This is a genomic window from Porphyromonas macacae DSM 20710 = JCM 13914, assembly GCF_000379945.1.
Classification (GTDB): domain Bacteria; phylum Bacteroidota; class Bacteroidia; order Bacteroidales; family Porphyromonadaceae; genus Porphyromonas; species Porphyromonas macacae.
Genome location: NZ_KB904128.1, coordinates 20,479 through 40,966, shown reverse-complemented (window position 1 = coordinate 40,966; position 20,488 = coordinate 20,479). Strand labels below are relative to the sequence as shown.

Below are 20,488 nucleotides of genomic sequence, written 5' to 3'. Positions count from 1 at the left end.
CGCGGATGGTAAGCACTGCGCCCACGAACGCGATAGAGACCTTGGATTGATTCTAAATTCAGCGAATCTACAATGCTGTTGACCAGGCGCACAGGGTCATTGGCATCAATATCTTGACCAAGTTCTGCAGGAAATAGCAGGATGGGGTCGGATATGTAAGGACGAAAGTGTAACTTTGTATTCATTAAGTAATTGATATTTGCTAAGTTACTCAAACTTAGTGAACGAACGAAGCCCTAGCTTGTGAAAGTTGGGGCTTTGTCGTTGGATGAGGAATAAAAAAGGAGGCTGCCCCAAAAATGAATTTTGACACAGCCCCTTTTTTGTTTTGAGGAGGAATCAGTTTCGACAAAAATATTAAAATACAATTCTCTTGATAATAATACACAAACTTATTTTGCGTAGCTTTGTCGAAAATATTATTGAGTATTAACCGATTAAAATTCTTTTATGATGAGAAAAACAATTTTGACTTTCTCGGTATTTTTTGCACTGTTTGGTTTTATCGTTTCAGCTAATGCCCAACAAAAACATGATATTGTTTTGAAAGTGCAAAAGGGAGAAAACTTTGACATGAAAAGTGAAATAAAAATGGCGATGACCATCAAGATAGCCGGCCAAGCTGTATACACAGAAATGAATATGAACTCAAAATTCAATTATAAATGTCAGGATCGTGTCAATGACACCTTTGACTGGATTTATAATATGAGTGAAGTGACTACAGATGTAAGTACGATGGGTATGAAGCAACGCATTAGTTCTTCGGATGCTCCGAATGCGATGAATAAGCCCGTAATTGCCATGATTAATAAACCGGTTAAATATAAAACCAATAAATATAATGTCCTTGTCGGCAAGATAGATGCTGCCGATATGGAAAAAGCCATAAATGAAGTTATGCCGGGTCAAAGCAAGCAATTGCTTAAGCAAATCGAAAGCACGCTTACTTTTGGAAACCTTTTGCCGCAAAAGCCCATTGCTCAAGGCGAAGAGTTTAAAATTAGCTATCGTCAGGAATTAGGTATGGGAGGGGCGAATCAAATATCCGGTACCGGAAAATTAGTGAAAATTACAGACACGGATTTTGTTCTTGAATACAAGATTACCAATGTTGCGGAGATACAGGGCAGTACTATTTCCGGCGACGGCAAGATGACTGTTTCTGTTGACAGAAAAAGCGGTATGGTTAAATCTCAATATTTGAAAATGCCTTTGAGTGGCGAAATGAATGTTCAAGGGCAACAGGCAGAGATGAACATGGAGTTAGAGCAATCTACGAATATTTTGTAAGAAAAAGCTATATTTTGTTTGTAGAAAAGGGGGGTAAAACATGGAATTGAGAGAAGTTTCCTTTCATATCGATAGTTAATACCCTTTCTAATCAAATAAAACAATCGCTATCATTGAGTTTTTGGCTCTTTGATAGCGGTTGTTCTTTACAAATGACAGTTGATTTAGGGAGAATGGAGTTTTGACACAGCTTCTTTTTCTATGCTCGAAACTTTCGATAGAGATAGATGCTATCCAGTGTAAGAGATATAAGTACATTGTTTTTCTCAAAGAAAAATTTAACTTTGTGGCGTTTTAGAAGAAACACTGCGGCTGTGGTGTAATTGGTAGCCACGCCAGACTTAGGATCTGGTGGAGCAATCCGTGAAGGTTCGAGTCCTTTCAGCCGCACTTGTATAAGAAGAAGGTATGTCAAAATAAAAGGCATACCTTCTTCTTTTTTACCAGGATTCTGAATGCCGGATATTTGAAGTTCGTACTTTTTACTGCTGTTTTTGTAAAATTTTGCCTTGTTTGATTAGGTCCAGACAGTAGAGAATTTCTGCATCTTCTACAAAATTGTATTTGGCATAATCATTTATTGTCATCGGATAGGTCGGTATAAATACAATTCCTTTTTCTTCGTCGTTGGGAAACATGATTTGAATTGCATTTGAAATACTGCCGGCTATTCCGCTATATGGCAATTCGAACCGTGTGCTTTCCATATATGTATTGCCCGCTTGTGACGAAGGTACTCCAATTATCGTGGCATTGCCTATTTCGGTTAGGAAATACATAAAATGATAGGCTGCGCTAAATGTCGCAGGAGAGGATAAAACAATTACGTGTGGACGATATACCGGACGACCTTTCAGGTTTATGGTGTATTGTTTGCCCGTGCCGTTTTCGTATGATATAAGTGAAAGATCTGTTTGTTTTTGGGATAGAGGAATATCTTTATAAGGAAAGAAAGGACTAAACACATAATCGCCCATTTTATAATCCTTACCCTCTTTTTGATTGAATTTCTCAAGTGTTGTTTTGTATTTTTTTAATAATAAAGGCGATATCAGAGTATGATATTCGGCATCGGAGTGGTAGTTTAGATAGTCATTGCCGTATAGCATATAGAGAAGTGGCATACAAAGCGGTGTCATTCCGCCACCATTCTTGCGTAAATCGACAATCAGATACTCCAGTTTGTTTTCTTTCATCTCCGTAAGCATACGGTAAAATGTACCGTAAAGTTCGGGCAGTCCATCGATTGTTTCGGTAAAGTTTTTCGGTTTTGGTCTTTTCATTATGCCGTAGAGCCAATTTATTGCCCGGTTGGTTTCTTTGTCAGTCGAATCAGCTTCGATAAATATTTCGCGGGAAGCGATGGTATTCCAACGGAAGTAAGCTGCATTGCAATCCGGTAAGAGCCGATAGCTTAACAGCCCGTTGCCTTCATTCAAATTCATTTCTTGAGAAATTGGGGTGAATGTGAATTTTTCTTCAAGTTCTACAGTTATATTTTCGATATTATTTACTCTGTTTTGCAAGGTCAGACATAAATTCTCCACCCTTTCTTTCTTGAGGAGTTTTTCTGCTCCTTTTTGATGAGCGATGACATTTTCCAAAACATTCCAGGCACCGTATTTATTTTCTATCGGAGCGATGACTCTCATTCGTTTTGCCAATGAATCGGTGGTTATACCGTCGACAGCGATCAGTTTATATCCAACGTACTTTTTGTAATTTTCCGTTGTTCGCGCTACGAACAGTCCGTCGGTGGCTGTTTTGAAAGTCAGAGGCAAAAATTTTGCTTGAACAGACAAATTCTTTTTCTTTGAAGAAGCGTAAATAAATGTATGCCCGTCTTCTAAGCGTACAAGCAAATTTCTAAGTATTTGTTCGAATTCATCGACAGATTGAATGTTTTTTATTTGTTCCCGTATCTCCTGTACAGTTTTCCTAAAATAGATTTTTCCGCCGAAGGCTGTATAAGGATCCGGGTGCGTCTGTTCCAAGTAATTTGTAAATAAATCAAAATCAGACAAGTAAGAGGCTGACGATATGGAGTCGTGATTGTTCTGTCCTTGCATAATGAGGCAAAACAAGCTTAGCAGCAGAAAGAAATATTTTTTCATTCTCATTTTGTGCTTGATTTAATCTAAAATGAGGCTGTTCCGGAGTTTGCTGAAAATCTACAAGGGGAACAGCCTCAAAATCTTTGTATGGCAATAAAACTATTTGCCGAATTTGGTTAGAGCCTTATCCACAGCTTTCAACACCGGTTCCACGCCGATCGGTTTACCCACGGCACGTTGCATCCAAACTTGCGGTACGAGTCGTCCCTGTATGTACATCCGTTGCAGTTCATCAGCTATATTTTTTCCTCTCACCTGATCTTCCAACTGGAAGTCGATCAAATGCCCCATCGGATAATTGGGGAGATATAACGGGTTGTCGATCATGTGCGAATAGATTGCCAAAAGCGGCTGGTCTTTGCCTCCCAAAACATCCGCATAGTATTTATTCCAAACCTCTTTGGCTATTGTTATGACCGCCTCTTTCAATTCCGTTTTATTGCAGCCGGGGTTTGCGTACATCCATTCCCAAACTTTCATATCTACCAGCGAAACTCCCATAATTTCATAACAATCCCAAATTGCTTTCAGTGCCATAAAATCTTCCTTGTCCTGATCATCATTGTTTGTCATGCCCAGTAAATCCAAATCGCGTTTTTGAAAGAGGAATGCAACGGCCTCCGTAAATGCCGTGTTGGGTACTCCGTTCAGAACGAAGTAAGGCACATCGTTCATGGTAATCGTTTGTTCCACATTATGTCCGAATTCATGAATGGCAATGTTGTAACCTTTGTAATCCATACCCGTGGGCTGTATACGTGTGCGCAGGTGTGCCTGATCGTTTTTCATCTGAGCCCCCCACGCATGTCCGGAGCCTCTGGCGGCATCGACTGATACCAGACTGGCTATTTCTTTTGCCCGTTCGGGTTTCCAGCCCAGTTTTACCAATATATTGGGCAGGTCAGCCTTTAGAGCCATGTTGTTCGGATATAGTTTTTGTGTGATGGCTGTAAGTTTTTCTTCCGGAAGCGGTTTCGGAGTGAAACCATTATACCAGATATCGAATGGTTCCAACGGTCTGCCCAAGCGTTCGCTGATGAGCGATGCCACACGTTTGATCTGCGGAGAAGATACCAATTCCACAAACAGTGCTCTCACGTCTTCTTGTGGAATTTCCATGTTCAGTTCAAAAGCCCGGCGGATATAAGTCGATGAATCGGGATAGTAAACATCCTCCTTTTTAAGAGCTATAAAGTTGTCCAACAGCACCTGATAGCGTATATCTTCTTCAGCAATTCCTTCTACTTCTTTACCGTTTTGAAGCACTCTGTTTGTCACAGGGTTCCAGAGGTAATTATTGCTATTGATAACTTGAGACGGAATGCTTTGGTCGATGATACGCTTCATCACCTCGTACACCATTCGTTGTTTCTCCAAGCCTCTTTCCACTGCTCCATAATTCGATTTGAGTTCATCTCTCAATCCCCAGTGGGTAATTAATGCCATATCTTTCGGGAAAAGCTGTTCTCCTGTGTCATTAATCAGGCAACCCATATAAATATTATAATTGGAGATGTAGTTGTCCGCCGAAGTCAAAGTTTGCGATGTGTTTTGCTTTATGTTTGCAGGAATACGTGTTTTGAACATGTCACCCATTCTGGCATAAGCCCATTGGCGTGTATTCCAATTCTTACCCAGATTTGTCTTTTCTTCAAGAGTATAATAAGGAAAGTTTAATGCGGTAATTAAACCGATTTTACTGTCGTACATATCATCCTGGAAGTGTGCAGAAACATCGTATCCTCCGAAAAGTTCATCTATAGGGGTTACTTCCGGCCCCACCAGATGTATTCGTTCTTTCAGTTTTAAGTCTATACGGTTGAAAAAACCGAAAAGTGTTTCAAAATTCCGGTCTAAAGAGGAAAACAGATCGTTCAGTTGCATAGAATCGGCAATGAAATTCATTTTGCAGAATGCTGTCCATGCAGATTCATCTCCGTCTTCTTTTCTCCACAGGCCGGCTGTTTGTTTGATGCCGCGTTCGATACGTAATGTCTGACTTTTGCCTATACTGTCTGTCATTTCTTTTATCAGGTTTTTTACAGCATTGGCAGAGATAACCGTCTTTTGATCCATCCTTTCTGTTGTTTTACTGTTTTCTCTGGCACATGCACCTGCTGCAATTGCCATGGCGACAATAAGAAAAATTTTGTAGAGTTTATTCATGTTTTTACGCATTTATAAGGTTGTCAAGTCTTTCTATATCACAAGAATACGAAATAATATGAAAAGTCGGAGTGTTTTTGTTCGGATTTCGGCGTTTTCTACAGGGCTGACGCATTAAAATTGTATTGTCATTAGTTGTTGTGGCTTCATTCGAGCAAGTTTTTTCTGAATACGAGGGATTGAAGACTTCATATTCGTCTTCAATCGCTCTATAATGAGTAAATTAATCTTTTGAATGATATCCATAATCTGCGCCACATTCTTCGTTCTCTTGTGCGAGGCATCGTGTCCGAAATAGACATCCAAACAGTGATGCAACTTGTTCTCTATCGCCCAATGCCCACGAATAGCCTGCTTCAATAAAGAAAGATCTGTCAATGACGAAATGTAGCAGGCCACTTCTTCACTCGTTTTGTCGCTCTTTTTATCCCTTCGTTTGCGTACAACTCTGTGTATCGACCTTAAGCCTTTCCAGCGAGTTAATACCTCGTTGGCTTCTATCTCCAAGGGATTGAGAATACTTTCATAGCGACGTGTTTCTATGCGTCCGTGAGATAGTTCCGTCTGCTCGTCAAGGAGGATATGTTTCTGAAACAGAGGGCAGAAACAGGCTTCCATCTCTTGCAGACTCAAACTTTGATTCGCTTTAACACACAATACATAGTCTCCGCCCTTATCGATAATTTGTTCGGCAATGGCAGTTTGTGTGCCTATGGCATCAATGGAGACAACAGCCCCGTTCAAGTCAAGCAAATGAAGAAGTTGATGTATAGCCGGTATTTCGTTTGTTTTTCGGTCGATGTAGAGTTGGGCAAGACTGCACATATCTTGAGGCGAAAAGGCAGAGACGACATGGGATTGTGTATCAAAAGAGAGTTTCTTGACACCTCGCATCGTCTTGCCATCAATGCAAATATGCTTACCCGAAGTGGCCGGGATAAACCCTTCAATCCATCGCTTATAGGCCCCTTCAAAGGCTTCTACATCCAACAGACTGATGCTCCTGTTGAGGGTATCATGAGAGGGCATGGTATGCGTAAGCCGATCACCGGTAAGCTTTTCGTATAGGCTTTTCAATTCTTCCTCATATTCCTCGGCATAATCTTCAATCTCATACCAAGAGGTGTTGCCTGAGAGTGTAGAGAGGAAAACGATCAGGAGTAAAAAGTCAAGAGGATAAACTTTTTTACGATCTATCCGTGGGTCTGAGACCATGCAGAGGCTTTCCAATAGAGACTGATACATAACTAACGCCCTTTTAACGACCATAAAAATACTTAGAAAGCTGCTTTTTTAATGCGTCAGCCCTGGCGTTTTCTACAGACCGCTTAGTCTTGTATGGCGATTGGCTTTAGACTGTAAAAACAAAAATTGGTTGTCTCCCGACAACCAATCTTTTTCGTTAACCTTAAATCTAATACCATGAAAAACACATTGCAAATATAGTCATAATTTTATGTTATACAACATACTTTGCAGAAAAATCTTGAATTTTTTTAAGTTTTTGGTTCTAAAAAGTCTGATTTTTGAGTTTTTATTCTGTTTACCCTCTTTTTGAAGGTTTGTTTTTTGCATTTGTTTTCTATTCAATAAAAGATAGAGGAGTCATTTTAACGAGAATTCGACTTAAGTACCGCAGTGTAAAGTTTGTTTGCGAACGATTTCGATGACGTGACGTGTGATGACGTGTACTGAGTATGACGTGACGTGTACTGAAAAATTTAGGGACAATAAAATCCATAGCGCAAAGAATAAAAATTCTGTACCTGCTCGTTGAAAATTCTTAGCGCTACGGATTTTCAACGAAGTTAACTTGGATTTTTTTTCTTTGCCTGATGGATTTTCAACCATCAGGCAGATTTTTTTCAGTACACGTCACGTCATACTCAGTACACGTCAACACGTCATGGTTTTAAGAAAATTTGCATTATTCTCAGTTAAAGTTGTCGATTAAAGAATGAATGCAAACACACCTCTCTCTTTGCTTGTTATAATTCTATATCACTTAATTCAAAATAATTTATGATTGACTTTTCTAACACTCATATAGCATTCGAAGGCAAATCGGACCGAGATCTGAAAAAAGCCGAAATATTATTTAAGGCCATGGCATCCACAAGCCTTGTTAAAATCGGCAAAATATTATCGAATATCGCTTTGAGTATAAAATTCCCTATAGGTTGGGCTCTTCGTCCCACCATATATAAACATTTCGTAGGAGGCGAAAGTCTGGAAAACACACGTAAAACGCTTGAAAAATTAGGCCGGCGTAAGGTAAAAGCAGTGTTGGACTATTCTGCCGAGGGGGGAAGTACTGAAAAAGATATTGAAGAAACATACAATGAAACCGTGCGTTCTTTAATGTTTGCCAAAAACAATCCTCATATCAGTCATGGTGTTTTTAAGGCCAGCGGAATAGGCCCCGTGGATGTCCTGAAGAAATATTGCAAGAAACAACCTTTGACAGCGGAGGAGGAAATCCGGTTTAATGCTTTCAAAAACCGTTTTTTCGAGCTTTGTAAGATTGCTTATCAAAATGATATACCCGTTTTGGTCGATGCCGAACATGTTGCTTATCAAGATATTATCGATGAACTTTCCGATGAGGCCATGGCAAGGTTCAACAAAGAAAAAGCTGTTGTCTTTGCCACTTTGCAGATGTATCGGCATGATAGACTTGCCTATTTGAACCGTATTGACGAAAACTCACAAAAACAAGGTTTTATTCCCGGAATCAAATTTGTTCGGGGGGCATATATGGAAGAAGAGCGAATGCTGTCACGGCAGGAGAATTATCCGGACCCGATTTGTAAAGATAAACAGGCTACGGATGAGAATTACAACAAAGGTGTAAGTTTTGTCCTTGAGAGAATAGACCGTTTCGAACTTTTTATCGGAACACATAATGAGGCGAGCTGCCGGTTGGTTGCAGAAAAAATTCAAAGTTTAGGAATCGCTTCCGGCGACAAACGTATATTTTTTGCTCAATTGTACGGCATGAGCGATAACCTTTCATTTAATCTGGCCAAAGCAGGTTACAACGTAACCAAATATCTGCCTTATGCTCCGGTTGATAAAGTTCTTCCTTATCTCATCAGGCGTGCTGAGGAAAATACAGCTATCAAAGGGCAAACCTCACGGGAGTTGCAGCTTATTCGCGTGGAACTTGAAAGAAGAAAAAATGAAAGATTGAACAAAAAATAGTTGTTCATAAGGAAGCAGAAAGCACATAATTATTCGATATAAATCAAATCTCTGATTTTAAGGCTAAATCAGGGTTGTTTATTTATTCTCTATTCGATTGATGAAATGTGCATAAATGAAATTTGTTTACTACAATAAGTTTACTATCTTTGCAATCGCAAATGGGAAATGGTACCTTGGCCGAGTGGTTAGGCACCGGTCTGCAAAACCGTCTACGGCGGTTCGATTCCGCCAGGTACCTCTCAGAATCCTCTAAACTGAAAGAAGTTTGGAGGATTTTTGTTTTTATCGGTTTCTTCTTCCCGAAGCCTTCGCATATAGAGTTTTATTGTTTGCTTCAATCTTCCTTTGCTCCATCTATTTATTTGTATATTTGTTTGCAAATAACGGTTGCCCATGTGTTGTCTATTGCATCATGGCAATAAACGGCTTCTTCTGTTACTTGAGTATATCGAATAAATCTAATAATATCATTACAATGAACGACAACAAGCTAATGCTGAAAGCTGCTGATAACATACGGATATTAGCGGCATCTATGGTTGAACGAGCAAAGAGCGGCCATCCGGGTGGTGCCATGGGAGGAGCTGATTTTATCAATGTCCTTTTTTCCGAATTTTTAATTTTTGATCCTGAGAATCCTGAATGGGAAGGACGCGATCGCTTTTTCCTCGATCCGGGGCACATGTCTCCGATGCTTTACAGCCAGTTAGCTATGATTGGTAAATATTCGATGGAAGATTTGAAAAACTTCCGTCAATGGGGTAGTGTGACACCCGGTCATCCCGAACGAGATGTAAAACGTGGGGTAGAGAATACCAGCGGTCCGCTGGGGCAGGGACATACTTATGCTGTAGGTGCAGCCATTGCTGCCAAATTTCTGCAACAGCGTTTGGGATGGGTGATGAGTCAAACGATTTATGCCTATGTCTCTGATGGCGGTATTCAGGAAGAAGTATCTCAGGGGGCAGGCCGTATTGCGGGGCATTTGGGATTGGATAATCTGATTATGTTTTATGATGCCAATAATATTCAGCTCTCTACTACGGTTGAGGAAGTGAACAGTGAAGATATTGCCATGAAATATAAGGCATGGGGTTGGCATGTGATTGACATCGATGGTAATGATACGGAGGAAATACGCTCTGCACTGCGTGAGGCTAAAGCCACTGCATGCAAACCGGTATTGATTATCGGACATACTGTTATGGGAAAGGGTGCTTACGGCAATAATGGCGAATCGTTTGAGAATCTGGTATCCACGCATGGGCAACCGCTGACTGCAGCCGGAGCTTGTATAAAAAAGACTATTGAAAATATGGGAGGTAATCCTGAAGATCCGTTCGTTATCTTCCCTGAAGTTAAAGCTATGTACGATGCTCGTCTTTCTCATTTGAACGAGTTGATGTCGAAACGTCGTGATGAAGAGTTGAAATGGAAAGCCGATCATCAGGAATTGGCAGCCAAGATGGCAGATTGGTTTTCCAATGAAGTTCCTCATATCGATTGGGCTGCCATTCAACAGAAATCCGATCAGGCGACACGGGCAGCTTCTGCCACAGTCCTTGGAGTATTGGCCGGGAAGGTTGAAAATATGATTGTAGCTTCTGCTGACCTTTCCAATTCTGATAAAACTGATGGTTTTTTGAAGAAAACAAAGATGCTTACCCGTGATGATTTTAGCGGAGCTTTCCTGCAACCCGGTGTATGTGAGTTTACAATGGCTTGTCTTTGTATCGGTATGGCATTGCATGGAGGAGTGATTCCGGCCTGCGGAACGTTCTTTGTTTTTTCCGATTATATGAAACCGGCCATTCGTATGGCTGCGCTCATGGAGCTGCCTGTTAAGTTTATCTGGACGCATGATGCTTTCCGCGTTGGAGAGGATGGGCCTACTCATGAACCGGTGGAACAGGAAGCTCAAATACGTTTGATGGAAAAATTACAAAACCACAGCGGAGGAAACAGTATGTTGGTTTTGCGTCCGGCTGACGTGTATGAGACAACCGTTGCCTGGCAAATGGCCATGGAGAATACAAAAACTCCTACGGGGCTTATTTTTTCTCGTCAGAATATCAAAGACCTGCCTCTGAACTCATCTTTTGAGAGTCATTATCAACAGTCTTTGCAGGCCAAAAGAGGTGCATATATTGTGATGAAAGATGAAAATCCCGATGTCGTGATGGTAGCTACCGGATCTGAGGTCAGCACTTTGGTTGCCGGGGCCGAACTTCTTCGCAAAGACGGCAAAAAGGTACAGATCGTTTCCGTGCCTTCTGAAGGAGTTTTCTCTATTCAGGAAAAGGCTTACAGAGATCAGGTTTTGCCGAAAGGAATCAAACGTTTTGGATTAACTGCCGGATTACCGGTAAATCTTCTGGGGTTAGTCGGTGAAAACGGAATGATTTGGGGGCTTAACTCTTTTGGCTTTTCTGCTCCGTATAAAGTTTTGGATGAAAAATTGGGTTTTACGGCAGAACATGTACGTGAATTGGTGCTGAAAATGTTGAATAAACAGTGATTCATATTTTTATCTATGGAAAAACAAACGATAGGCCTTTGCTGCGATCATGCAGGTTACGAGATGAAGGAGCATGTGAAAAATTATTTGGACAAGAAAGGTTTGCGATATAAGGATTTTGGCACATACTCGGAAGAGCGGTGCGACTATCCCGATTTTGCCCATTTATTGGGACGTTCTATCGAGCGGGGCGAATTGTCCGCAGGTATTGCTGTTTGTGGGTCGGGTAATGGTATTTCCATGACTTTGAATAAGTATCCTAAAGTTAGAGCTGCGCTTTGCTGGGATAAAGAGTTGGCTATGCTTGGGCGTGCTCATAACGATGCCAATGTTTTGTCTATTCCCGGAAGGTTTGTTTCGGAAAATACTGCCGAAGAAATGGTGGATGCTTTTCTGGATACGCCTTTTGAAGGCGGACGGCATACGAATAGAGTTCAGAAGATACCCATACATTAAAAATATTGGCATACTTTCTTGATAACATCTGCATATCTGCATAAAAGTATGATGATTGAGCCGGTTGGGTAAATGTATTTTGTTACCGGCTTTTCTGAACCTGTTACCTTAGGATCCGAAAGATTTAGATAAGCTGTGGTGTATGCCGCCGGCTTGGCTTAATCTTCGGATTCTTTTCCTTTGTGCAGGAGGAGGATGAACGGATATGTTTAGAATAAGGACATGTCTCTGAAAGTGTATAAGTTATGGATAATGATTATCTTTCTAAAGATATTTGATCTTATAAAGTGCTCTTAAATGGGAGATACAATAACGATACCGGCAGACCAATTGACAGATGAGCAACTGCAGAAGATGCTCATCGATCCGCAAAAGACACGTCAGGCTTTCGGTATAATAGTGAAACTTTACAGTGAGCGTATCTATTGGCAGATACGACGCATGGTTTATGATCACGAGGATACCAATGACCTGGTGCAGCAAACTTTCTTGAAGGCCTGGGGAGCAATCGGCGGTTTCAGAGGCGACGCCAAGATTTCCACATGGTTATATCGTATAGCTTTGTATGAGGCATTGAATTTTCTGAACAAACAAAAGAAGGAGAATGAAAACCGATTATCTTTGAATGATGAAAATGCCTATTTGATGGAACGTCTGGAGGCGGATCCCTATTTTGATGGAGATACTGCAGAAAGAGACTTTCAAGCTGCCATAAACGAATTGCCCGAAAAGCAGCGGCTGGTATTCCAATTAAGATATTATGATGAGTTACCGTATGATCAGATTTCGGCAATCACGGGTACATCGGAGGGAGCTCTGAAGGCCTCATATCATCATGCGGTGAAAAAGTTGGAGAGATTTCTTGTTCCCGAGGATTAAACTTCTCGCAGTGTTTGTTGTCTATATTTTTGAGTGTGGAAAGTTATAAAGCACGGAAATAATGAATGAAAAAGATTTACGCATAAAAGACTCGAAAGAAAGCATGAAGCACTATTCTGTGCCGGAGAATTATTTTGATGACTTGGTCGACAATATCATGAATACTCTGCCGGAAGAGCCGGGTATGGTGCACACTGAGGATACACCGGTGAAGATTTCCTTGTTTATGCGTCTTAAGCCTGTCTTATATATGGCAGCTGCATTTATATTTACTCTGGGTGCTTTCCAATTGCTTAAATGGCAGAGTAACCGATTGAGTGTACACGAGGATAATCGTGTTGTTCTTCGTGCCGGAGCCGAGTCTTCTGTAAACTTGGATTCCTTGTATATGGAGTATTTTTATGACCAATGTTCCGAACTGGTCAGTGAAGAATTGAATTTAAGTGACCTTTAATAAATATTTCTAATGAAAAAGAGTCTGTATATCGCACTAACTTTTTTCTTTGTGTTAAGTTCCTCTTTGGCTAATGATTTGCATTTTGAAGTATTTCATTCTCAAAAAACTCGCAAGGAAATGATGCAATTGAAACGTGATTTCTTTGTGAAAGAACTTAATCTTACAGAAAAAGAGGCTAATGATCTGATGCCTGTTATGCAGGAACTGGATGAGAAACGTTTTGAACTGTGGCGTTCGACAGCTGAAATGCATAAACGTATCAGAAATAATGATCCGAGCATAACCGAGGCCGAAATGGGCAGGTATATGGAAAAGGTTGCTGATAATAAGATTAAAGAGGCCGAGTTGGAGAAAGAGTTCATAAAGAAATGTAAAGAGATTTTACCTATGGAGAAAGCTGTGCGTTTACCACATGTCAACCGGAAGTTCGCGGGTGAATATATGAAAAAACATCGTGCCGAAAATTCAGATAAATAATTTATACTCCTTTTATTGTGTTATCTTTGTTCGTTATTAATTTAATATTTTGTATATGACTATTTCTCCTAATAAATTTGTTGCTTGCACCTATGAGTTATTTGTAGGCGAAGAGCAGGAATTGATGGAACATGCTCCTAAAGAAGCACCTCTCAAATATATTCAGGGCATGAATATGATGTTGCCCGCTTTTGAAAAAAATCTCTTCGGTTTATCTGTCGGTGATAAGTTCGATTTTGTTTTACCTGTGGTCGATGCCTATGGTGAAGTAAATGAAGATGCTGTTATTGAATTGCCAAAAGAAGTTTTTAAGAATGAATCCGGCGAGTTTGACAGTGAAATTGTCGCAGAAGGCAATATGGTTCCTATGCGTACCGCTGACGGACAGGTTCTTCAAGGCAATGTTTTGGAAGTAAAAGACGATGCAGTGATTATGGATTTTAATCATCCGCTGGCTGGTGAAGATTTACATTTCGTAGGTGAAATTGTTGATGTTCATGAAGCTACGGCAGAAGAGATACAAGACTTTATCGGCGGTTCTTCCTGTGGCTGTGGTTGCGGCGATGAAGAAGGCAGCAGTTGTGGTTGTGGTTGCGGCGATGAAAATACCGGAAGTTGCTGTGGTGGCGAATGCCGGTAATAAATAAAGCTTTCGGTTATATTTATACTGGATATTGAAGCAAAAATACGAGGCTGCCTCAAAAGTCGGAGACTTTGGGCGGCCTCGTATTTCATAAATAAGGATTTTGCAGCATTATGAATACATTCGGCCGATTGTTCAGGTTGACTTCATTCGGAGAATCTCATGGCATTGCACTCGGAGGTGTTGTTGATGGATGTCCTGCTGGTTTGCCTTTGGACTTTGATCAGATAAAACATGCGGTGCAGATGCGCAGCCCGGGGCAATCCGAATTCATGACTTCGCGTAAAGAAACCGACGAGATTGAATGGCTTTCCGGAATCGTAGACGGAAAGACAACGGGAGCTCCTATTGCATTTATCATTCGTAATGAAGATGTGCATAGTGCTGATTACAGCTGTATGACAGAAGTATTCAGACCGGGGCATGCAGATTATACTTATTTCCAGAAATATGGTATTAAACCTCAGCCGGGAGGGGGGCGTTCTTCTGCCAGAGAAACGGTTGTACGTGTAGTTGCCGGAGCGATAGCCAAACAACTTTTAGGTAATAAGGTCGACATTTTGGCTTATGCTTCATCCATAGGGTCTGTGTCTGTACCCAACGATATTGTTCCTGATAGAGATTCAGTGGAAGATTCTATTGTGAGATGTCCGGACGAAAAAGCCACAGAAGCAATGAAGCAATTGATAAAGAAGGTTAAGAACGAAGGTGACAGTATAGGTGGGGTTGTTTCCTGTATTGTCAAAGGAGTTCCGGCCGGCTGGGGAGAACCGGTTTACGATAAACTGCCTGCCAGATTGGCTTCAGCCATGATGAGTATCAATGCAGCCAAAGGATTTGAGATGGGCGACGGCTTTGGGATTGCTGTAAAACAAGGTTCAGAAGTGAATGGCAGTATAACGGCCCATTCGGGTACTGTTACCTTTTCGAGTAATCATTTTGGTGGAACTTTGGGTGGAATATCTACGGGTCAGGATCTTTTTTTCAGGGTTGTTTTCAAACCGGTGCCGACAATAGGAAAAGCACAGCGGACTATTGATGCTCACATGCAAAACGCTGTGTTGGAATGTGCAGGACGGCATGATCCCTGTGTTGTCCCCCGGGCTGTCCCTGTTGTGGAGGCTATGGCAGCTTTGGTTTTGGCAGACTTATATCTATTGGCCAAATCGTCGGAATATTTTTATTGACAATATTCAGTATAAATGGGACAGGTAGTAGCACAAAGCGTAAAAGGTACCATCATTTCTTACAGTGGAGCTTTTATAGGCTTCTTGACTACTTTCTTCATTCTCACGGCATTTCTTTCTCCGGAAGAGATCGGTCTCACACGTGTTCTGCTTGAAGCTGCAAACTTATTGTCTGCTTTGGCTATGTTAGGTATGACTTCTTCCATTTACCGCTTTTTCCCATATTTTAAAGAAGAACAGACTCATTCGAGAGAGAAACCTCCCAAACATCATGGCTTTTTTTATTACATAATGAAAGTCGCTTTGTGCGGCGGGCTTTTGATAACTCTGATTTATATTTTACTGAGCCATCCTATCGGTCTCTTTTTCAGTAAAAACAGTGCTTTGTTTTTAGACTACTATTATTCCGTTATTCCGCTGACATTCTTTCTGCTTTTTTGGTTGGTTTTTGAAGTCTATGCAGTGCAAATGATGCGTTTGGCCGTACCTAAATTTATTCGGGAAGTTTTATTGCGCTTGCTGCTGATAGCCGTATATCTGGTTTATGCCTTTCGCTGGGTAGACCTTCGTACGATGATTTTTCTTTTTATCGGAGTTTACGGGTTATGTATGTTTGTTTCTTTTCTTTATCTCCGAAAAATAGCTTATACCGGTTTCTACCATGATAAATCTTTTCTTACGCCGGCCATTAAAAGCAGCTTTGTTAAGTATACAGCCTTGTACGTGATTGCCTCTTTTGGTTCTACGCTGGCGAGCAGGATGGATTTGTTCATGGTCAGTTCATTGGATACCGGAGGCCTTTATGCTGCCGGTGTTTTTTCCATTGCCTTTTTCATTGCTTCTGTCATAGAAATACCGTCCAGATCTATTCTCAGTATCTCCACTCCCCGAATGTCGGAAGCCATGAAAGACAATAATATCGTCGAGGCAAACAGACTCTATAAGCAGGTTTCACTGTATCAACTCATGATAGGAGGCATTCTTTTTTTGATAATTTGGTTTAATATTCATAATATATTTGCCATCCTGCCTAATGGGGAGAATTATAAGGGTGGGGTTTATGTCGTTTTCTTTTTAGGGTTGTCTAAATTGGTAGACGTTACCTTTAATTACAGTCATCCTATCGTTAGCTGTTCCAAATATTATCATTGGAATTTATATTATACAGGTATTGTTACGGCCATTTCAATAATTCTCAATATTTGGTTTATAAGCCGATGGGGAATAACGGGAGCTGCTGTGGCTACACTGATTACAATGCTGTGCGGATACGGTTTTCAGCAGTTGCTTTTACTCAGATATTTGAAAATACACCCTTTTTCACCTGCATTATTTAAACTTCTTGTCGTTTTTCTGGGGTTGATAGGTGTAAATCCTTTGTTGCCGTGTATAGCCAATCCCTGGCTGGATTTGTTATTAAGAAGTCTGATATTGCTGACTATAGCTTTTTCCGGATTATATTTTTTGAGGCTTACTCCCGAAGTTTTCGATATCTTAGGTGGAAAGCTCCGCCATAAAAAAACTGTTGATTAGAATATGACAAAAAAGCTGCTGATTATTCATAGGGCATTGGCTCCTTACCGGATAGATTTCTTCAATGAACTTAGCCGGGCTTTCGATACCCGAATCTATTTTGAAAATCATAGTCCCGATGAACAGAGTTTCAGAAAAGATTTATTAGCCGAACGTATCTGTTTCTCGTATGACTTTTTAGATGAAGGAGTTTTGGGTATAAAAAATATGCGCATCCAACTGGTGGATATAGTCCGTGATTTCAGGCCCGATATTATTCTCAGCAGCGAGTTCAATTTCATAACACCCATACTCCTTTTTGCCCGTACTCTGTATGCAAAAACAGCTAAAATAGTGGTGATGTGCGACGATAATTTTATGCAAAGCAAGGCCACGGCGTCGGGCATAGGTGCCAAACAGTTTTTGATACCTAAAGTAGACGGTTTAATTTTATGCGACAGTCGTGCGACAGAGGTGTATCGTACCCGCTTCAATTTGATGGATAAATTCTATACTTTCCCGATAATTCAGGATGACTTATATATTCGCCAGCAGATTCATTTGCAATCATTTTTGGCAAAAGAACTGCGTAACAATATTTTAGGGGGTAGTTCCGGACGGATTATTTTGTATGTTGGGCGCTTATCCGAGGAGAAAAATCTGACGGAGTTGATCAGTACGTTTAGCGGTTTACTTAGAGAAGCCCCCGATTTGCATTTGGTGCTTGTGGGAGATGGACCGCAAGAGCAACAACTAAAATCGCAGGTGGGGCAATTGAAAATTTCCGAGCATGTGACTTTCACCGGCAAAAAAGAGGGCAGTGAACTGTATGCTTATTACCGTATTCCCAATCTGTTTGTTTTGCCAAGTATACGCGAGGCTTTCGGAGCCGTGGTCAATGAAGCTTTACTTGCCGGAGTTCCGGTCGTATGCAGTGAAGTAGCCGGAGCTTCCACCTTGATAACACCATCTAACGGGATGACTTTTAATCCTTTCAGTCCGTTGGATATGGGACATGCTATTCAGCGTGTTTTGCAAGAAAATAATTTTACTCATTACTCTTCGGATATTCTTCCGAAATCTTTGATGAATCTGACCTTTCGGGAAGAAATGGATAATCTGATTAATTATCTTAAACAATGAAAGTGCTTTTCCTTAGTACTTTTACTTCCGGGGGAGGAGCTGCCAATGCTGCAATTCGTCTCATGAACGCACTTCGGGAGGAGGGAGTGGACGTACATATGCTTACTCTGAAAGAAAGTATGCCGGCGAATCGGAATGTGACCGGTGCAGTATGCGGTAAATGGCAACGAATAAAAGCCTTTGTGCGATTTGTGTTCGAGCGGTTACAAATCTTGTTGTATAACGGATTTCACCGGAAAGATATTTTTAAGGTTTCCATTGCTTCCACCGGTTGTAATGTGGTTGAACATGAATGGGTTCAGAAAGCGGATATAATCCATCTTCACTGGATCAATCAGGGATTTCTGTCCATCGATCAGATAGAAAGGCTTGCCGGTTTGGGTAAACCTGTTGTTTGGAGTTTGCATGATATGTGGCCTGTCACAGGAATTTGTCATTTACCTCTGTATCTTAAGGATAATTGTCCGTTTTTTTGTCATGGTTATGAGCAGCGATGCGGCCGTTGTGTGCAAATTCACAGCAGGCGGGAAAAAGATCTTTCTTACCGTGTATTGCAAAAGAAGAAACGACTGGAGTTTGACTCGTTTCATTTTGTACCGGTCAGTAACTGGTTGGCCGGAATGATTGCTAAAAGTGTATTGGTGAACGGGGAGAAGATTTATGTGGTACCAAATACTTTGGATACGACCATCTTCAAACCCTGCGAATCCAGTCAAGATTTAAGCGATTTGCCGCCTGGCGCCATCCCCCTTGTTCTATCTGCTGCCCGCGTGGATCATGAGTTGAAAGGTCTTTCTCTTTGTGTGGCTGCACTGAATGAGTTTTGTAAGCGTTATCCTCATTGGGCTTCATTGTGTTATTTTATACCCGTTGGAGATTTGAGAAATCCACATTGTCTCGATGGACTTGATATGGCCGTTCACCGCATTCCCAAAGTCAGTGATGCCGGTAGATTGGCTGCAATCTACTCTTCCGCCGTTGTTACTCTTTCTACCAGCTATGTGGAGACGTTCGGACAAACTCTTATCGAAGCATTGGCGTGCGGATGCCCTGTGGTGAGTTTTGATTTCGGTGGGCAAACCGATATTATTTCTCAAGGAGTAAATGGATATCTTGTAAAGGCTTATGATGTTTCTGCCATGGCTGATGCCATAGCAAAGGCCATAGAGATGGGGCTGTCTGAAAATGGGCGCAGGCTTTGTATCGAGAGTATACGGAAATTCAGATCGGATGTCGTAGCTTCATCCATGATCGATGTGTACAAAAAAGTATTGAAACTTTAACATACCAAATAATGCAACCGAAATTTTCAATTATAACAGTCTGTTATCAGGCAGAAGATTGCATAAAAAAAACACTTTTAAGTGTTATAGAGCAGACGTATCCGGAAATTGAGCACATCATAGTAGATGGAGCTTCCACCGATCATACATTGGAAATTGTTAATGCACTCAGTACTCATGCAAAAGTACTCAGTGAACCCGATAACGGTATATATGATGCAATGAATAAAGGTCTTTCTATGGCTACCGGAGACTATGTATGGTTTTTGAATGCCGGCGATACATTCGACTCCGAGTATACGGTGCAGCGAGTGGCAGAATGTTGCATGGAATATGGTTCGATGTCTGAACAGTGGCCTGATGTGCTCTATGGAGATACCCGTATCGTGGATGACCAGGATCGTGACATGGGGCTGAGACGTTTACGTCCCCCTAAGAGATTGAACTGGAAGAGCTTCAAAAACGGTATGCTGGTTTGCCATCAGGCTTTTGTAGCCAAGCGTGAAATAGCGCCCCCATACGACCTTTCTTATCGTTTTTCTGCCGATTTCGACTGGTGTATTCGTATACTTAAGAAATCCCGTCTTGTAGTCGATACGGATCAGGATTTGGCAAATTATCTGAATATGGGAACAACAAAGCGAAACCATAAGGCCTCGTTGATGGAGCGTTTCCGGATTATGAGAAAATATTATGGCTTGTTTACGACTCTGTTCCGACACTTTACTTTTATTTTTATTCGCACTCGTTAACTTCGAGTCGTTTAGCATGCGGAAAACTCTCTGCCTGACACTTAGAAATTTTCTGCCGGATGGATTTTTAATCAAGTTAACTTGAATTTTCTTTCTTTGCTTGAGGTGTTTTCAACGGGCAGACAGACTTTTTTTGTTACTCCCGTGAGTATCATAAATCTCTGATTTATAAAACTGTATTTTTATCAGGCTATCTTAATTCTTTTTCAATATCTTTTTCCTGATTTAGGATGTATTTGTTCTAAATAAATGCTAAAATAACGTACGTTTCTGTTCGTAAAGTTATTTTGTTTGGCCATTTTTGTTCAGATACGTATTTGTTTTGATTTATTTTTCTATTTTTTGCTGAATATTTTTGTACAAATACAGCGTATCTATATATTTGAGGGTTTAAAAGAGAG

The 20,488-nt window shown here is 40.9% G+C and carries 16 protein-coding genes, 2 tRNA genes and 1 pseudogene; 15 read left to right on the top strand and 4 right to left on the bottom strand.

The window, feature by feature from the left end:
- Window positions 1-185, bottom strand: a pseudogene (locus tag A3GI_RS11785) (IS5/IS1182 family transposase); the annotation flags it as partial.
- 265 nt (window positions 186-450) lie between these two features.
- Between A3GI_RS11785 and A3GI_RS0104445 the strand changes: the two are divergent.
- Together A3GI_RS0104445 and A3GI_RS0104440 are read left to right on the top strand one after the other, a co-directional pair.
- Complete coding sequence (locus A3GI_RS0104445; RefSeq protein WP_026215935.1) at window positions 451-1,293, top strand: hypothetical protein; 843 nt, start codon at window positions 451-453, stop codon at window positions 1,291-1,293.
- 308 nt (window positions 1,294-1,601) lie between these two features.
- Window positions 1,602-1,683, top strand: a tRNA-Leu gene (locus A3GI_RS0104440).
- Window positions 1,684-1,775: 92 nt separating this feature from the next.
- Here A3GI_RS0104440 and A3GI_RS11165 read toward each other — a convergent pair.
- From A3GI_RS11165 to A3GI_RS0104425, 3 genes are all read right to left on the bottom strand, one after another.
- Window positions 1,776-3,413, bottom strand: a complete 1,638-nt coding sequence (locus A3GI_RS11165; protein WP_081612802.1) for a S41 family peptidase — start codon at window positions 3,411-3,413, stop codon at window positions 1,776-1,778.
- 93 nt (window positions 3,414-3,506) lie between these two features.
- Entirely contained in the window at window positions 3,507-5,573 is a 2,067-nt protein-coding gene (locus tag A3GI_RS0104430) for a hypothetical protein (protein WP_115087391.1), read from the bottom strand.
- Window positions 5,574-5,687: 114 nt separating this feature from the next.
- Entirely contained in the window at window positions 5,688-6,818 is a 1,131-nt protein-coding gene (locus A3GI_RS0104425; protein WP_025079585.1) for an ISAs1 family transposase, read from the bottom strand.
- 777 nt (window positions 6,819-7,595) lie between these two features.
- On the opposite strand from A3GI_RS0104425, the gene A3GI_RS0104415 reads away from it, so the two are divergent.
- The 13 genes from A3GI_RS0104415 to A3GI_RS0104355 all read left to right on the top strand — a co-directional run bounded on the left by A3GI_RS0104415 (window position 7,596) and on the right by A3GI_RS0104355 (window position 20,087).
- Window positions 7,596-8,777 (top strand): proline dehydrogenase family protein, encoded by a 1,182-nt coding sequence (locus A3GI_RS0104415; protein ID WP_018360272.1) that lies wholly within the window; start codon window positions 7,596-7,598, stop codon window positions 8,775-8,777.
- Window positions 8,778-8,947: 170 nt separating this feature from the next.
- Window positions 8,948-9,018 (top strand) — tRNA-Cys (locus A3GI_RS0104410).
- Window positions 9,019-9,255: 237 nt separating this feature from the next.
- Window positions 9,256-11,298, top strand: a complete 2,043-nt coding sequence (locus A3GI_RS0104405) for a transketolase family protein (protein WP_025079586.1) — start codon at window positions 9,256-9,258, stop codon at window positions 11,296-11,298.
- Between the two features lie 15 nt (window positions 11,299-11,313).
- Window positions 11,314-11,754 carry a ribose 5-phosphate isomerase B gene (gene rpiB / locus A3GI_RS0104400; protein WP_018360269.1) on the top strand — a complete coding sequence of 147 codons (441 nt, stop codon included), beginning with the start codon at window positions 11,314-11,316 and terminating at the stop codon, window positions 11,752-11,754.
- Window positions 11,755-12,051: 297 nt separating this feature from the next.
- Window positions 12,052-12,633, top strand: coding sequence for an RNA polymerase sigma factor (locus A3GI_RS0104395; RefSeq protein WP_018360268.1), 582 nt, complete (start codon window positions 12,052-12,054; stop codon window positions 12,631-12,633).
- Window positions 12,634-12,694: 61 nt separating this feature from the next.
- Window positions 12,695-13,087: a hypothetical protein gene (locus tag A3GI_RS0104390; RefSeq protein WP_018360267.1), complete on the top strand. Its 393-nt coding sequence runs from the start codon at window positions 12,695-12,697 to the stop codon at window positions 13,085-13,087.
- A 120-nt stretch (window positions 13,088-13,207) separates the two neighbouring features.
- Window positions 13,208-13,567, top strand: a complete 360-nt coding sequence (locus A3GI_RS0104385; protein ID WP_147277721.1) for a hypothetical protein — start codon at window positions 13,208-13,210, stop codon at window positions 13,565-13,567.
- A 55-nt stretch (window positions 13,568-13,622) separates the two neighbouring features.
- Window positions 13,623-14,207 carry an FKBP-type peptidyl-prolyl cis-trans isomerase gene (locus tag A3GI_RS0104380; RefSeq protein ID WP_018360265.1) on the top strand — a complete coding sequence of 195 codons (585 nt, stop codon included), beginning with the start codon at window positions 13,623-13,625 and terminating at the stop codon, window positions 14,205-14,207.
- 116 nt (window positions 14,208-14,323) lie between these two features.
- Window positions 14,324-15,397, top strand: coding sequence for a chorismate synthase (gene aroC, locus A3GI_RS0104375; protein WP_018360264.1), 1,074 nt, complete (start codon window positions 14,324-14,326; stop codon window positions 15,395-15,397).
- A 15-nt stretch (window positions 15,398-15,412) separates the two neighbouring features.
- Entirely contained in the window at window positions 15,413-16,930 is a 1,518-nt protein-coding gene (locus tag A3GI_RS0104370; RefSeq protein WP_018360263.1) for a lipopolysaccharide biosynthesis protein, read from the top strand.
- A gap of 3 nt (window positions 16,931-16,933) precedes the next feature.
- Window positions 16,934-18,052 (top strand): glycosyltransferase, encoded by a 1,119-nt coding sequence (locus A3GI_RS0104365; protein ID WP_018360262.1) that lies wholly within the window; start codon window positions 16,934-16,936, stop codon window positions 18,050-18,052.
- Window positions 18,049-19,335: a glycosyltransferase gene (locus tag A3GI_RS10515; RefSeq protein WP_018360261.1), complete on the top strand. Its 1,287-nt coding sequence runs from the start codon at window positions 18,049-18,051 to the stop codon at window positions 19,333-19,335. Before A3GI_RS0104365 ends, A3GI_RS10515 begins: the two co-directional genes overlap by 4 nt.
- Window positions 19,336-19,346: 11 nt before the next feature.
- Window positions 19,347-20,087, top strand: a complete 741-nt coding sequence (locus A3GI_RS0104355) for a glycosyltransferase family 2 protein (RefSeq protein WP_018360260.1) — start codon at window positions 19,347-19,349, stop codon at window positions 20,085-20,087.
- Window positions 20,088-20,488: the final 401 nt, after the last annotated feature.

Bases quoted from the DNA above. Each gene is read 5' to 3' on its own strand.
- A3GI_RS0104445 (WP_026215935.1), top strand. From the start codon at position 451: ATGATGAGAAAAACAATTTTGACTTTCTCGGTATTTTTTGCACTGTTT.
- A3GI_RS11165 (WP_081612802.1), bottom strand. From the start codon at position 3,413: ATGAGAATGAAAAAATATTTCTTTCTGCTGCTAAGCTTGTTTTGCCTC.
- A3GI_RS0104430 (WP_115087391.1), bottom strand. From the start codon at position 5,573: ATGAATAAACTCTACAAAATTTTTCTTATTGTCGCCATGGCAATTGCA.
- A3GI_RS0104425 (WP_025079585.1), bottom strand. From the start codon at position 6,818: ATGTATCAGTCTCTATTGGAAAGCCTCTGCATGGTCTCAGACCCACGG.
- A3GI_RS0104415 (WP_018360272.1), top strand. From the start codon at position 7,596: ATGATTGACTTTTCTAACACTCATATAGCATTCGAAGGCAAATCGGAC.
- A3GI_RS0104405 (WP_025079586.1), top strand. From the start codon at position 9,256: ATGAACGACAACAAGCTAATGCTGAAAGCTGCTGATAACATACGGATA.
- rpiB (WP_018360269.1), top strand. From the start codon at position 11,314: ATGGAAAAACAAACGATAGGCCTTTGCTGCGATCATGCAGGTTACGAG.
- A3GI_RS0104395 (WP_018360268.1), top strand. From the start codon at position 12,052: ATGGGAGATACAATAACGATACCGGCAGACCAATTGACAGATGAGCAA.
- A3GI_RS0104390 (WP_018360267.1), top strand. From the start codon at position 12,695: ATGAATGAAAAAGATTTACGCATAAAAGACTCGAAAGAAAGCATGAAG.
- A3GI_RS0104385 (WP_147277721.1), top strand. From the start codon at position 13,208: ATGATGCAATTGAAACGTGATTTCTTTGTGAAAGAACTTAATCTTACA.
- A3GI_RS0104380 (WP_018360265.1), top strand. From the start codon at position 13,623: ATGACTATTTCTCCTAATAAATTTGTTGCTTGCACCTATGAGTTATTT.
- aroC (WP_018360264.1), top strand. From the start codon at position 14,324: ATGAATACATTCGGCCGATTGTTCAGGTTGACTTCATTCGGAGAATCT.
- A3GI_RS0104370 (WP_018360263.1), top strand. From the start codon at position 15,413: ATGGGACAGGTAGTAGCACAAAGCGTAAAAGGTACCATCATTTCTTAC.
- A3GI_RS0104365 (WP_018360262.1), top strand. From the start codon at position 16,934: ATGACAAAAAAGCTGCTGATTATTCATAGGGCATTGGCTCCTTACCGG.
- A3GI_RS10515 (WP_018360261.1), top strand. From the start codon at position 18,049: ATGAAAGTGCTTTTCCTTAGTACTTTTACTTCCGGGGGAGGAGCTGCC.
- A3GI_RS0104355 (WP_018360260.1), top strand. From the start codon at position 19,347: ATGCAACCGAAATTTTCAATTATAACAGTCTGTTATCAGGCAGAAGAT.